We start from the raw sequence: 13,577 nt of genomic DNA, 5'->3' as shown, positions 1-13,577 counted from the left end.
TTCAACAATGGTTAAAGTCTAACATTTGTTGTTTTATTTTTATAAATAAAATTACATTTGACTTCTTAAGACAAAATAGCATGAATAATTTTAGACAATATGAAGACGCTATTGCTAAGTATCACAAATGCTTAAGCATAAAAACCCTTCCAGTTTTTTCTTGGGATTTTCATCATGAATTTTTAGAGGAAATAAAAAATTCCTTTTTAGATATAAGTAAACTGAATTCTATTGCTTCCCAAAATAAATGGATTCAGAACAGTTGGGATTTAAAGGCAAGACTCAAAGAGGAAGTAATAGTTGTGACGGATCCTAAATTGAGAATCGTTTTTGCTTCTTATAATATGGTGAAAATGAATGGCTATACAGCATCGGAAGTTATAGGCAAAAGCCCTAAAATGTTTCAGGGTCAAGAGACTGACTTAGTTGTTTCAGATGAAATTCGAAATGCTGTACTGCTTCGAGAACCTTTTGAAAAAACAATACTGAATTACAAAAAAAATGGAGATGTTTATGCTTGTTTGATAAAGGGATTTCCTGTATTTAACTTGAAAGGAGCGCTAAGTCATTACATAGCTTTTGAGAAAGCATCATAAAGAGCAAAACCCTTCCGAAGTGAAAGGGTTTTTAATATTGAATAGTCTTACGATTGACTTAGTTTTTACTGTTTAATTTAGATAGTAATCTTAAAAATTCGATATACAACCAAACTAGTGTAATCATTAGTCCCATTGCACCGTACCATTCCATATATTTTGGCATTTTTTGTTCGGCTCCTTTTTCTATTCGATCAAAATCCAAGAAGAGATTCAAAGCGGCTATAATAATTACAAAAACACTGATGCCTATACTCATCATCGAGTTACCATGATGTACCGGTACAAAGCTGGTGAACATAGAAAAAAGCCACGAAATCAAGTAATAAGTTGCAATAGCAAGTGTTGCTGCTACAACAACGGATTTAAATTGCTCTGTTACTTTTACAATTTTATATTTATACAGTCCTAGGCAAACCAGGAACGTTACAAAAGTTGCTCCAACGGCCTGAATCACAATTCCAGGATACATTGCTTCAAATATTGCTGAAATTCCACCGATGAATAGTCCCTCGAATAAGGCATAGCCAGGAGCTAAATAGGGAGAATACTGTGGTTTGAAAGCAGAGATTATTACCAAAACAAGTCCAACTATTGCGCCGCCAATTGCTGGAACCATTGGGTTGATGCCATTAAAAGTGAGCCACCAAATTACCGTTGCTGAAGCTGTAAGAAGTAAAAATAGAATTAAACTTTTATTGATAGTTCCTGATAGAGTCATTTCTTGATCGTAATCAATAATGGTAGCTTGATGTACTTCCTCTTTTTTTGAAACTGCTGACGAGAAAGTTTTAGTATTTAAAAATGGATTTTTAGAATTGAAATTCATAATTGTCTGATTTTTTTAGTGGTCAAATATAAATTTTATTTTGGAGAAGAATGTTTAATTATTCTTAATTTTTTAACTGATAAAGGAGCTATTTTTTTGCCTTTAGATTAATGCTATAAAAAAATCCGTCTCGTTTGGTAACGGGACGGATTTAAAATAATTAAATAATTTAGCACTATTCGATTTCAGATACTCTCAAGGTGTTTACCATTCCTTTATCTTTAATAGGCATTGCTGCTAAATTGATAAGAAAATCTCCTTTTTGTACAAAACCTTTTTGTTTTACGATCTCGTTAATGTCAGTTACTGTATCATCAGTACTTACCGTTTTTTCATAGAAGAAAGATTTTACACCCCATAATAAATTTAGTTGTGTAAGTATTCTTTTGTTAGAAGTAAAAACTAAAATATGGGAGTTTGGTCTCCAAGCCGAAATTTGGAAAGCAGTATAGCCACTATTTGTTAATGTGCAAATAGCTTTTGCTTTGATAACATTAGCCATTGTTGCAGCATGATGACAAATGGTTTTAGTAATAAAACGTTTTGTTTTTATCTGTGGTGTGTTTTGTGGTACATGGATAAGTGGAGAATCCTCAACTGCTTCGATGATTTGTGTCATTTTTTGAATTACTTGAACTGGATAATTACCAGTAGCAGTTTCTCCAGAAAGCATTACAGCATCTGCCCCATCCATAACTGAATTTGCAACGTCATTCACCTCGGCACGTGTTGGTGTAAGGCTAGTGATCATTGTTTCCATCATTTGCGTAGCAACGATAACTGGGATACGAGCTGTTTTAGCTCTGCGAATTAATTCTTTTTGAACTAAAGGTACTTCATGAGCGGGAAGTTCTACTCCTAAATCTCCACGGGCAACCATTAAAGCATCACAATAAGCAACAATTTTGTCAATATTTTCTAATGCTTCTGGCATTTCTATTTTGGCAACAATTGGAATTTTATATTCTGAATGTTCTGCAATTAATTCCTGTAAGTCTTGTAAATCTCTTGGTGTTTTTACAAATGATAATGCAATCCAATCTACATTTTGTCCAATAGCAAAAATAGCATCTGCAATATCTTTCTCGGTCATTGCCGGAAGAGATATTTTTGTGTTTGGTAGATTTACTCCTTTTTTAGATTTCAATTCACCACCCTGAATTACTCTTGCTATAACTTCTGATTTTTTATCAGTCTCAACGATTTCGAAAATAAGTTTCCCATCATCAAGTAGAATTCTTTCTCCTGGGTTAACATCATTTGGAAAGTTTTGGTATTTCATGAATACTTTCTTTGCAGTTCCAAGGATGTCTTCCGCTGTAGTAAATGTAATTAAGTCTCCGTCATGTACAACAACTCCTTCTTCCATAACTCCTACACGAAGTTTAGGTCCTTGTAAATCTCCTAGGATTGCAGTAGTATAGCCAAATTCTTCGTTCAGGCCGCGTATCAGATTTATTTTTTCTTTTACATCTTCGTAGTCAGCATGTGAAAAATTCACTCTAAAAACATTTACACCTGCGTCAATCATGTCTTTAATGATTTCTCTTGTACTACATGCAGGCCCAAGTGTGGCTACAATTTTGGTTTTTTTGTTTGTAAGCATTGGTATTAAAAAATTAAATTGTTTTTTGATTTGATTTGATTTGTATCTACTGTATAAAGTGTAGATATGTTATCGATTTTGTTTAATATAGTCTGTATTGTTGATACACTCATTGTATCTTCAATATTCTCTATTTTTAAGAAATAATCTACTTTTTTAAACTCAGGAAGTAAAAAGACTTTTGTTGAGACTTCCATTGTAACATTTGAAAATAAATTTTGGCTGATTCCCTTTTTCTGCTGAATAACCTCATTTTTATTTTGAATCAAATTCCAAGTGATTGCTTTTTCATTATCATAATAATAAAATCTAGAAAAATTTGTCTCGCCTTCTTCTATACTAATATGAATTTCATTCGTGCTTTTACTTAAATTTATTGGCAATAATTGATTAATAAAGAAAGCCAATCGATAGTCTTCTAATGAAGTATGAATAGCAATGAGATAGTAATCTATTTCGTCAAATTCTCCAAGATCCAGTTTGTGAATAGCCATTTCATGAAAAAATAAGTTGTAAATATAGCATTTCTATCGAAGTTCTAACCTATCTAAATAGGATGTTTTTGTTAAATTATCAACGAAAACGTTATAGGTTTAAGAAAATGATGTTATTTTCTATCCATTTTTTCTTGAAATGCAAAATAAGCACGTTGGGATGCTTTTTCTTCAGCCTTCTTTTTAGAAGTTGCTCTGGCCTTCGCAATTACTTTGTCATCGATACTGAGTTTAACGCCAAACAAGCGTTGCCCGTCTATTGCATTGTCCTCAAAAATGTCATAATGAAATATTTTCTTCTCTTTTTGACACCATTCTATAATTAAGCTTTTGTAGCTAATTACTTTTCCTTCTAGCCTGGCAATATCTACATATGGAATAATAACTCTTTTTTGAATGAATTTTTCGCAGTAGACATAGCCTCTGTCTAAATAGATTGCTCCAACAAGCGATTCAAAGATATTACCATGTATGTTTTCGCCGAAGTGTTGTAGTGGCACTTTACTCTCTATATACTGAACCAGATTTAAATCTTTTCCTAATTCGTTTAAGTGTTCCCTGCTTACAATTTTCGAACGCATTTTAGTCAAATAGCCTTCGTCTCCAGCGGGTGCTTTGCTAAATAAATGCGCTGCAATTACTGCGCTTAGCATGGCATCACCTAGAAATTCCAAACGCTCATAGTTAATCGGGTTTCCTAAAACATCCAGTCGGTTAGAGGAACGGTGCGTAAAAGCTTTTTTATAGTAATCCAGGTTATTTGGAGCGAAGCCCAAGATTTTCTGAATAGAATCAAAAAAAATCCCGTCTTCTAGAGAACGGGATTTCGAAAATATTTTTCTAATTATACGCATATATAATTAGATATCTAATTTTTTAACCAATACACAAGCATTGTGTCCTCCAAAACCAAAAGTGTTACTCATGACAACATTCATTTCTCTTTTTTGAGGAACGTTGAAAGTAAAGTTTAATTTAGAGTCAATGTTTTCGTCATCGGTAAAATGATTTATTGTAGGAGGAACTATTCCGTGTTTCATCGAAAGGATGGAGGATATAGTTTCAATTGCACCTGCAGCACCAAGTAAATGGCCGGTCATTGATTTTGTTGAATTTAAATTCATAGTATACGCATGTTCACCAAAAACATGTAATATTGCTTTAGATTCTGCAATATCACCTAGTGGGGTTGAAGTTCCATGCATATTTACACCATCAACATCACTGGCTTGTAAACCAGCATCTCTCAAGCAATTCAACATCACGTTTTTGGCACCTAATCCCTCAGGATGTGGCGCGGTAATGTGATAGGCATCTGCTGACATTCCGCCACCGCCAATTTCGCAATAAATTTTTGCGCCACGAGCAATAGCATGTTCGTATTCTTCAAGAATTAGAGCTCCTGCTCCTTCGCCTAAAATAAATCCATCTCTGTCTTTATCCATCGGTCTGGAAGCTGTTTTTGGATCGTCATTTCGAGTTGATAAAGCATGTAAGGCATTGAATCCTCCCATACCTGCTATAGTTACAGCAGCCTCCGAACCTCCAGTTACCATTGCATCTGCATGACCTAATCTGATATAATTGAAAGCATCGATAATTGCATTTGTAGAAGAAGCACAAGCAGAAACGGTTGCGAAGTTTGGACCTCTAAAACCGTATTTTATTGAAATATGACCACAAGCAATATCTGAAATCATTTTTGGAATAAAGAAAGGATTGAATCTAGGTGTTCCATCGCCTTTAGCATATTCCAGCATTTCGATTTGAAACGTTTCCAAGCCACCAATTCCTGAACCCCAAATAACGCCGACTCTGTCTTTGTCCAGTTTTTCAAAATTGAAACCGGCATCAAGTACAGCTTCGTCAGATGAAACCATAGCATACTGTGCGTAGCGGTCCATCTTTCTAGCTTCTTTTCTGTCTATAAAATCCTCGACATTAAAGTTTTTCAATTCGCACGCAAATTTAGTTTTAAATTTTGAAGCATCAAAATAAGTTATTGGTGCAGCTCCACTAACGCCGTTAATGAGTCCGTTCCAATACTCTTCAATATTATTTCCAATAGGAGTAAGAGCACCTAAACCTGTTACAACAACTCGTCTTAATACCATAAATTCTTTATTTTGTTATCTTTAAACAAATAAAACCCATGCTTTCTTTACTGTATTTTTATTACTAAAGAGCCATGGGTATTACAATAAATATTTTTTGATTGAAATTCAATCTCGAATTTAATTTTAAAAAAAATAATAACACCCGTTTACAAGATTGCAAACGGGTGTGTAATTTATTATTTTTTAGCTTCCTCGATGTAAGAGATTGCTTGACCTACAGTAGCGATGTTTTCTGCTTGATCGTCTGGAATTTGAATGTCAAATTCTTTTTCGAATTCCATAATAAGCTCAACAGTGTCTAATGAGTCAGCTCCTAAATCATTAGTGAAGCTTGCTTCTGTTACAACTTCGTTTTCGTCAACACCTAATTTGTCTACGATAATCGCTTTTACTCTTGATGCAATGTCTGACATAATCTTTAATTTTAGAATTTAATTTGTTGGCAAAAATAAAAAACTTTATTTTAAAACAACTATTTAGTTAATAAATGTGACATCTAATTTATAAAATATATTTGACAAAGGCTTCTGAATGTTATTTAATTTCATTTTTTATGCCTTTTTTTGCGTAATTAAAATTTGTCAGGTTATGAAGAAAATTGTGATTTTTGCCTCTGGATCGGGGACTAATGCTGAAAATATCATCAAATATTTTGCTGCAACTGAAATAGGAAGAGTCGAAGTGGTGTTGACAAACAACCCAAATGCTAAAGTGATTGAAAGAGCCAGAAATTATGGGATTCCAACAGAGATTTTTTCAAAAGAGGAATTAAATGAAAGTAAAGTACTACATATTATAAATGCTATTGAGCCTGATTTGATTGTTTTGGCTGGGTTTTTATTAAAATTCCCTGAAAACATTATCGCAGCCTATCCTAATAAGATAATAAATATTCATCCGGCATTGTTGCCAAAATACGGTGGAAAAGGAATGTATGGTATGCATATACATAGAGCAATTGTCGGGAATAAAGAAAAAGAGACGGGCATTACTATTCACTTTGTAAATGAAAATTATGATGAAGGGAATATTCTTTTTCAAAAAAACGTTGTTTTATCACAAGATGAAACTCCAGAACAAGTTGCCGAAATAATACATGAATTGGAGCAAAGATATTTTCCGGAAGTGATTGAAAAAATCTTAACAAATAGTTTGTAATTTTGAATACTCACGACGTACATATTTATACTGACGGCGCAGCCAAAGGAAATCCCGGTCCCGGTGGTTATGGTGTTGTAATGGAATGGGTAGGAAAGCCTTATAAGAAGGAGTTTTACGAGGGTTTTCGTCATACTACTAATAATAGAATGGAATTGCTGGCAGTAATTGTCGGATTGGAAAAGCTTAAAAATCCAAATACGCGGGTTTTAGTAGTTTCCGATTCTAAATATGTTGTGGATTCGGTTGAGAAAAAGTGGGTCTTAGGTTGGGAAAAAAAAGGCTTTATTGATCGGAAAAATTCCGATTTATGGAAACGTTTTCTGGTTGTTTATAGAAAACACAAAGTCAACTTCAAATGGATAAAAGGACACAATAACCATGTTCAAAACGAAAGATGCGACGAGTTAGCAGTTATGGCTTCAACGCAAAAGCAACTTTCAGTGGATGCTTTTTACGAAAAAGAAGACGGAAAGCTGTTGTAAAGCAGTGAATTTCAGTAAAATAAATTGGCAAAATTTTACGATTGCGACCCTTTGCAACTTTACAACTTATAAACTATCTTTGCGCCTTAATTCGAAACAGATAAAATGAATAAATTATTGATTGTTGGAACGGTAGCTTTCGACGCAATTGAAACTCCTTTTGCAAAAACAGATAAAATTTTAGGCGGGGCAGCAACATACATCGGACTCTCAGCTTCTTATTTTCATTTACAATCAGCAATAGTTTCTGTAGTTGGCGATGATTTTCCACAAGAATATTTAGATTTATTAACAGCAAGAAACATTGATATTTCTGGTATTGAAGTTGTAAAAGGCGGAAAAACTTTCTTTTGGAGTGGTCGTTACCATAATGATTTAAATTCAAGAGATACATTAGAAACTCAATTAAACGTTTTGGCAGATTTTCAGCCAAAAGTTCCTCAAAATTTTAAAGATTCTGACGTAGTGATGTTGGGGAACCTACATCCGTTAGTACAAAGCAGTGTTTTGGACCAGATGGAAACACAACCTAAATTAGTAGTTTTGGATACTATGAATTTTTGGATGGATTGTGCTTTACCAGAATTATTGGATGTTATTAAGCGTATAGACGTAATTACTATAAATGATGAAGAAGCAAGACAACTTTCGGGAGAATATTCTTTAGTGAAAGCTGCTGCGAAAATTCATACGATGGGGCCAAAATATGTTGTCATTAAAAAAGGAGAACATGGCGCTTTATTGTTTCATAACAAAGAGGTTTTCTTTGCGCCGGCATTGCCTTTAGAAGAGGTTTTTGATCCAACAGGAGCAGGTGACACTTTTGCAGGAGGATTTGCAGGGTTTATTACGCAGAGTGAAAATATTTCATTCGAAAACATGAAGAATGCAATTATTCAGGGTTCTAATTTAGCTTCATTTTGTGTAGAGAAATTTGGAACAGAAAGAATGATTGAATTAGATAAAGCAGAAGTACTGTCAAGATTGAAACAATTCAAATCATTGACACAATTTGACATAGAATTATAATGCTTAAACCTCGGAAACGAGGTTTTTTTTTAAATAAATTGGCAAGAAATTACAGGATTTAATTTTTGGTCTGATTATAGCTATTCTTTGAGAATAATAATTAGTGTAGACCAACAAACACAACAACAAACAACAACACAATGAGCGACGCTTTACAACACGAATGTGGGATAGCCCTAGTTAGACTACTTAAACCGCTTGAGTTTTACAAAGAGAAATACGGAACTGCTTTTTACGGAATACAGAAAATGTATCTTCTTATGGAAAAGCAACACAATCGCGGGCAAGATGGAGCAGGTTTTGCAAGCATAAAGTTAGATGTTGAGCCGGGAGAACGTTACATAAGTCGTGTGCGATCTAATCACGCACAGCCAATTCAAGATGTTTTTGCGCAGATAAATGACAGAATTAATGAAGAAATGGCAGCTCATCCAGAATATGCTGATGATGTTGCACTTCAAAAAGCCAATATTCCATATATTGGAGAGTTGTTTTTAGGACACGTTCGTTATGGAACTTTTGGAAAAAACAGTATTGAAAGTGTTCATCCATTTTTACGTCAGAACAACTGGATGCACAGAAATCTGATTTTGGCGGGAAATTTTAATATGACTAATGTTAAAGAGCTTTTTCAAAGTCTAATTGAATTAGGTCAGCATCCAAAAGAAATGGCGGATACAGTAACCGTGATGGAAAAAATCGGACATTTTCTGGACAATGCAGTAACTGATTTATACCAAGAATGTAAAAATAATGGCTTAACTAAAAGGGAAGCCTCTCCGGTGATTGCAGAAAAACTGGATGTTGCAAAAATTTTAACCCGAGCGTCTAAAAATTTAGATGGCGGTTATGCCATGGCGGGACTTTTGGGTCATGGAGATTCTTTTGTGTTTAGAGATCCTGCAGGAATACGTCCAGCTTATTTTTATCAAGATGATGAAGTGGTGGTGGTGGCTTCTGAAAGACCGGTAATACAAACGGTTTTCAATGTGCCTTTCGAAAAAGTGCAAGAAATAGAACCTGGAAATGCACTAATAATTAAAAAGAACGGAACGGTTTCTATGAAGGAAATTCTTCCTCCAACAGTTAAAAAAGCGTGTTCTTTTGAACGTATTTATTTTTCAAGAGGAAGCGATGCTGAAATCTATCAAGAAAGAAAAAATTTAGGAAAACTTATTTTGCCTGCTGTTTTGGAAGCGATAGACGAAGATACAGATAACACTGTTTTTTCTTATATTCCAAATACAGCTGAAACTTCTTTCTACGGATTAGTTGAGGCCGCTCAAGATTTTTTAAATCAAAGAAAGAACAATTATATTCTTGAGAATAGAAATACTTTAACCAAGGATTCTTTGCAGGAATTACTTTCGGTAAAAATCCGTACAGAGAAAGTAGCTATTAAAGATGCAAAACTAAGAACGTTTATTACAGAAGACAGTAGTCGTGATGATTTGGTAGCCCATGTTTATGATGTAACTTACGGTGTTATTAAACCAACAGATAATTTGGTGATTATTGATGATAGTATCGTACGTGGAACTACGCTGAAAATGAGTATCATTAAAATGATGGACCGTTTGAATCCAAAACGAATCGTAATCGTTTCGTCAGCACCTCAAATTAGATATCCTGATTGTTATGGAATTGACATGGCTAAACTGGAAGGTTTGGTTGCATTTAAGGCGGCATTAGAGTTGCTAAAAGAAAGAAACCTATATCATATCGTTGATGAAGTGTATTTAAAATGTAAAGCACAGGAAAACTATATTGACAGTGATGTTGTGAATTATGTAACAACAATTTATGAGCCTTTTACACCACAAGAAGTTTCAGACAAAATTGCTGAAATGTTAAGCTCACCTGAAATCAATGCTGAAGTTAAAATAATATTCCAAACTGTGGAAGATTTACATATTGCTTGTCCTAAAAATTTAGGGGATTGGTATTTTACCGGAGATTATCCTACACCAGGTGGAAACCGAGTAGTAAATCGCGCATTTATGAATTTTTATGAAGGAAAAGATGCAAGAGCATACTAATAATTGACTGAATTCAGTTCTTAATCGGTTTTATGTGTTGTTTGTCTAATTTATTTGTTTTGATTAAACAACTGCTATAAATTTGAATCACCATAACATTAGTAGGTTAAGTTTATGGTAGATTTGGGGCAAAAAAGGTGGAAGAAATTCCACCTTTTTTATTGGAATAAAGTCAAGTATTTTTAATTTAATAAAAAAAAATAGACGAACAAACTTTAAAAAAAAGTCTATTCGTCTATGATCTAAAAAGGTTTACTGCCTTTCTGACTATTTCTCTAAAGCATATCTTCTTGCTACTTCTGTCCAGTTAATTACATTGAAAAAAGCTTCGATATAATCTGGTCTTCTGTTTTGATAGTGCAGGTAATAAGCATGTTCCCAAACATCCATTCCTAAGATTGGAGTTCCGCCACAGCCTACACCTGGCATCAAAGGATTGTCTTGGTTTGGAGTTCCGCAAACGTCAACTTTTCCACCTTTGTGAACACAAAGCCAAGCCCATCCTGAACCAAATTGAGTAGCTCCGGCTTTGCTGAAACTTGCTTTGAATTCTTCAAAAGTTCCAAAAGCAGCTTCGATAGCAGTCAATAAATCTCCAGTTGGAAGTCCTCCGCCATTTGGCGTCATAACAGTCCAGTATAAATTATGATTGTAAAAACCACCACCATTGTTACGAACCGGCATGTTTTTCATGTCTAGATTAATCAGAATATTTTCAATCGTCTTACCTTCCATATCCGTCCCTGCAATAGCAGCATTTACGTTGGTAATGTAAGCGTTGTGATGTTTTGTATGATGAATTTCCATCGTGCGTGCATCAATATAAGGTTCTAATGCGTCATACGCATAAGGTAATTGTGGTAATTCAAAAGCCATAATATAGTTATTTAATGATTTATAAATATTTTATCCAAATTTATACATTTAACTTTGGAAACGGAAATTCTATTTTGTTATAATTTCATTAAATTAACCTATAGTGTGTTTTTTTGGGTTTGATTTTCTATTGTAAAGGGCTTATTTTCAGGGTTTAGTTCGTTGTTTGAAATTTTTTCCTTCCTGTTTTTTCCTTTCTGTGGTTTATTTTTCTAACAAAATAGCAAGATTTACACTCATTGTTGGGGTGTAAAAGGCAGTATGTTGCATCCTTTTTTTTATCGTTAATTGTTTTTTGGATCTTTTATTAAATAATGGATGAGCGCAGCTTTTTATGAAAATAAGATAGTGTTGGTGCGTCTGAATTACAAAAAGTCCTTCGTGAAAATTTTGGAAGCATCATTTTGTGGATAAGTGACGATTGATTGATGCAGTAATCATGTCTGCAAACGGTCCAGATCACATTTTTATCTAGTACTAAAAAGGAGTTGCAACCAGAACAGGCTTTTTGAAAAAAGGGATTGACAATGCTTTTAAACATGTAATCAAGGATTTATTTATAAAAATAGACAAGTCGATGCTTCAATCTTTACTAATTTTCTTTTTTTTAAGTTCACTTTTTATATTTTTGCAGTATTATGGCAAAACAAGAAGATTTATTTAAGAATGTAATTTCGCACGCAAAAGAATACGGATTTATTTTTCCGTCAAGCGAAATATACGATGGTTTAAGTGCAGTCTATGATTATGCACAAAACGGAGTGGAATTGAAAAAGAATATTCGCGAATATTGGTGGAAAGCAATGGTTCAAATGAACGATAACATTGTTGGTCTCGACGCGGCAATATTGATGCATCCAACTACTTGGAAAGCATCAGGTCACGTAGATGCCTTCAACGATCCATTAATTGACAACAAAGATTCGAAAAGAAGATATAGAGCAGATGTTTTGATTGAAGATTATGCCGAAAAGCTTAATCAAAAAGCAATCAAGGAAATCGAAAAAGCCCGAACTCGTTTCGGTGACGCCTTCAATGAACAGGAATTTGTAACTACAAATGCCCGAGTTATGGAGTACAAAGCCAAAGAAAGAGAAGTTCTGGAAAGAATGGCTCGTTCGCTTGGTAATGAGGATCTGGAAGATGTTAAAGCACTGATTGAAGAATTGGAAATTGCTTGTCCGGAATCAGGTTCAAGAAATTGGACAGAAGTACGTCAGTTTAACTTGATGTTTGGAACAAAATTAGGAGCGTCAGCTGATACGGCAATGGATTTATACCTACGTCCGGAAACAGCTCAAGGTATTTTCGTTAACTTCTTAAATGTACAAAAATCTGGAAGAATGAAAGTTCCTTTTGGAATTGCACAAACGGGAAAAGCCTTTAGAAACGAGATTGTAGCAAGACAATTTATTTTCCGTATGCGGGAATTTGAACAAATGGAAATGCAATTCTTTGTGCGACCAGGAGATGAAATGAGATGGTACGAACATTGGAAAACGGCAAGGCTAAACTGGCACTTGTCATTAGGGCTTGGAAAAGAAAATTACCGTTTCCACGATCACGAGAAACTGGCTCATTATGCTAATGCAGCAGCCGATATCGAGTTCAATTTTCCTTTCGGGTTCAAAGAATTAGAAGGGATTCACTCTCGAACAGATTTTGATTTGAAAGCACACGAACAGTTTTCTGGGAGGAAATTGCAATACTTTGATGCCGAATTAAATCAGAATTATGTTCCGTATGTAGTGGAAACTTCGGTTGGATTAGATAGAATGTTCTTGGCTGTTTTTGCAACTTCGTTAAAAGAAGAAACATTAGAAGATGGTTCAACAAGAACAGTTTTAAAATTACCAGCAGTTTTGGCACCAACAAAGGCGGCGGTTTTACCATTGGTTAAAAAAGATGGATTGCCTGAAATCGCGCATAAAATCATTGAAGATCTTAAGTGGGAATTCAATGTGGCTTATGATGAAAAAGATGCTGTAGGAAGACGCTATAGAAGGCAAGATGCTTTGGGAACTCCTTTTTGTATTACTGTAGATCATCAAACAATCGAGGATCAGACCGTAACAATTCGTCATAGGGATACAATGAAGCAAGATCGCGTGAAAATTATAGATCTGAAATCAATTATTGACAATGAGGTTTCAATGAAAAACTGGTTGATGAAAATGTAATTACCCTTTTTTTCTTCATAAAAACAAAAAGCTTTCCGAAACGGAAAGCTTTTTGTTTTATAAAGTGTCAAATGAAATTTTTTATCGTACAATTAATAAGAATAAAGCAAATTATAGGTTCTTATAGAATACGAATTTATGTTCTTAGTCGGATTTATTTGCATTTCG

The 13,577-nt window shown here is 34.2% G+C and carries 13 protein-coding genes; 6 read left to right on the top strand and 7 right to left on the bottom strand.

The window, feature by feature from the left end; all coding sequences use genetic code 11:
- Positions 1-80: 80 nt before the first annotated feature.
- Positions 81-596 (top strand): PAS domain-containing protein, encoded by a 516-nt coding sequence (locus tag ACNQGN_RS03265; protein WP_417986423.1) that lies wholly within the window; start codon positions 81-83, stop codon positions 594-596.
- Positions 597-654: 58 nt separating this feature from the next.
- Here ACNQGN_RS03265 and ACNQGN_RS03260 read toward each other — a convergent pair whose 3' ends face one another.
- The 6 genes from ACNQGN_RS03260 to ACNQGN_RS03235 all read right to left on the bottom strand — a co-directional run bounded on the left by ACNQGN_RS03260 (position 655) and on the right by ACNQGN_RS03235 (position 6,055).
- The gene (locus tag ACNQGN_RS03260; protein WP_417986422.1) at positions 655-1,425 is read right to left on the bottom strand and encodes a Bax inhibitor-1/YccA family protein; all 771 of its coding nucleotides are present in this window, start codon (positions 1,423-1,425) and stop codon (positions 655-657) included.
- Between the two features lie 175 nt (positions 1,426-1,600).
- Positions 1,601-3,031 carry a pyruvate kinase gene (pyk, locus tag ACNQGN_RS03255; RefSeq protein WP_417986421.1) on the bottom strand — a complete coding sequence of 477 codons (1,431 nt, stop codon included), beginning with the start codon at positions 3,029-3,031 and terminating at the stop codon, positions 1,601-1,603.
- A 5-nt stretch (positions 3,032-3,036) separates the two neighbouring features.
- The gene (locus ACNQGN_RS03250) at positions 3,037-3,525 is read right to left on the bottom strand and encodes an IPExxxVDY family protein (RefSeq protein WP_417986420.1); all 489 of its coding nucleotides are present in this window, start codon (positions 3,523-3,525) and stop codon (positions 3,037-3,039) included.
- A gap of 113 nt (positions 3,526-3,638) precedes the next feature.
- Positions 3,639-4,379 (bottom strand): ribonuclease III, encoded by a 741-nt coding sequence (rnc, locus tag ACNQGN_RS03245; RefSeq protein ID WP_416853085.1) that lies wholly within the window; start codon positions 4,377-4,379, stop codon positions 3,639-3,641.
- Between the two features lie 6 nt (positions 4,380-4,385).
- Positions 4,386-5,639: a beta-ketoacyl-ACP synthase II gene (fabF, locus tag ACNQGN_RS03240; RefSeq protein ID WP_417986419.1), complete on the bottom strand. Its 1,254-nt coding sequence runs from the start codon at positions 5,637-5,639 to the stop codon at positions 4,386-4,388.
- A gap of 179 nt (positions 5,640-5,818) precedes the next feature.
- Positions 5,819-6,055, bottom strand: coding sequence for an acyl carrier protein (locus ACNQGN_RS03235; protein WP_007137004.1), 237 nt, complete (start codon positions 6,053-6,055; stop codon positions 5,819-5,821).
- A 175-nt stretch (positions 6,056-6,230) separates the two neighbouring features.
- Here ACNQGN_RS03235 and purN point away from each other — a divergent pair, with 175 nt between their 5' ends.
- The 4 genes from purN (at position 6,231) to ACNQGN_RS03215 (ending at position 10,353) form a co-directional block, all read left to right on the top strand.
- Positions 6,231-6,800, top strand: coding sequence for a phosphoribosylglycinamide formyltransferase (gene purN, locus ACNQGN_RS03230; RefSeq protein ID WP_417986418.1), 570 nt, complete (start codon positions 6,231-6,233; stop codon positions 6,798-6,800).
- A 2-nt stretch (positions 6,801-6,802) separates the two neighbouring features.
- Complete coding sequence (gene rnhA, locus ACNQGN_RS03225; protein ID WP_417986417.1) at positions 6,803-7,285, top strand: ribonuclease HI; 483 nt, start codon at positions 6,803-6,805, stop codon at positions 7,283-7,285.
- Positions 7,286-7,390: 105 nt separating this feature from the next.
- Positions 7,391-8,314: a PfkB family carbohydrate kinase gene (locus ACNQGN_RS03220; protein WP_417986416.1), complete on the top strand. Its 924-nt coding sequence runs from the start codon at positions 7,391-7,393 to the stop codon at positions 8,312-8,314.
- A gap of 140 nt (positions 8,315-8,454) precedes the next feature.
- Positions 8,455-10,353, top strand: a complete 1,899-nt coding sequence (locus ACNQGN_RS03215) for an amidophosphoribosyltransferase (protein ID WP_417986415.1) — start codon at positions 8,455-8,457, stop codon at positions 10,351-10,353.
- A gap of 267 nt (positions 10,354-10,620) precedes the next feature.
- On the opposite strand, the gene ACNQGN_RS03210 is transcribed toward ACNQGN_RS03215, so the two are convergent.
- Positions 10,621-11,229, bottom strand: coding sequence for a superoxide dismutase (locus tag ACNQGN_RS03210; RefSeq protein WP_417986414.1), 609 nt, complete (start codon positions 11,227-11,229; stop codon positions 10,621-10,623).
- Positions 11,230-11,867: 638 nt separating this feature from the next.
- Between ACNQGN_RS03210 and ACNQGN_RS03205 the strand changes: the two genes are divergently transcribed.
- Positions 11,868-13,409: a glycine--tRNA ligase gene (locus tag ACNQGN_RS03205; protein ID WP_417986413.1), complete on the top strand. Its 1,542-nt coding sequence runs from the start codon at positions 11,868-11,870 to the stop codon at positions 13,407-13,409.
- The last annotated feature ends 168 nt before the right edge of the window (positions 13,410-13,577 follow it).

The sequence above is a fragment of the Flavobacterium rhamnosi genome (assembly GCF_048286515.1).
Taxonomy (GTDB): domain Bacteria; phylum Bacteroidota; class Bacteroidia; order Flavobacteriales; family Flavobacteriaceae; genus Flavobacterium.
This window is presented reverse-complemented; position numbering and strand designations above follow the sequence as displayed.

What these genes read in the sequence shown, in the direction of transcription:
- ACNQGN_RS03265 (WP_417986423.1), top strand. Translation starts at nt 81, where the DNA reads ATGAATAATTTTAGACAATATGAAGACGCTATTGCTAAGTATCACAAA.
- ACNQGN_RS03260 (WP_417986422.1), bottom strand. Translation starts at nt 1,425, where the DNA reads ATGAATTTCAATTCTAAAAATCCATTTTTAAATACTAAAACTTTCTCG.
- pyk (WP_417986421.1), bottom strand. Translation starts at nt 3,031, where the DNA reads ATGCTTACAAACAAAAAAACCAAAATTGTAGCCACACTTGGGCCTGCA.
- ACNQGN_RS03250 (WP_417986420.1), bottom strand. Translation starts at nt 3,525, where the DNA reads ATGGCTATTCACAAACTGGATCTTGGAGAATTTGACGAAATAGATTAC.
- rnc (WP_416853085.1), bottom strand. Translation starts at nt 4,379, where the DNA reads ATGCGTATAATTAGAAAAATATTTTCGAAATCCCGTTCTCTAGAAGAC.
- fabF (WP_417986419.1), bottom strand. Translation starts at nt 5,639, where the DNA reads ATGGTATTAAGACGAGTTGTTGTAACAGGTTTAGGTGCTCTTACTCCT.
- ACNQGN_RS03235 (WP_007137004.1), bottom strand. Translation starts at nt 6,055, where the DNA reads ATGTCAGACATTGCATCAAGAGTAAAAGCGATTATCGTAGACAAATTA.
- purN (WP_417986418.1), top strand. Translation starts at nt 6,231, where the DNA reads ATGAAGAAAATTGTGATTTTTGCCTCTGGATCGGGGACTAATGCTGAA.
- ACNQGN_RS03220 (WP_417986416.1), top strand. Translation starts at nt 7,391, where the DNA reads ATGAATAAATTATTGATTGTTGGAACGGTAGCTTTCGACGCAATTGAA.
- ACNQGN_RS03215 (WP_417986415.1), top strand. Translation starts at nt 8,455, where the DNA reads ATGAGCGACGCTTTACAACACGAATGTGGGATAGCCCTAGTTAGACTA.
- ACNQGN_RS03210 (WP_417986414.1), bottom strand. Translation starts at nt 11,229, where the DNA reads ATGGCTTTTGAATTACCACAATTACCTTATGCGTATGACGCATTAGAA.
- ACNQGN_RS03205 (WP_417986413.1), top strand. Translation starts at nt 11,868, where the DNA reads ATGGCAAAACAAGAAGATTTATTTAAGAATGTAATTTCGCACGCAAAA.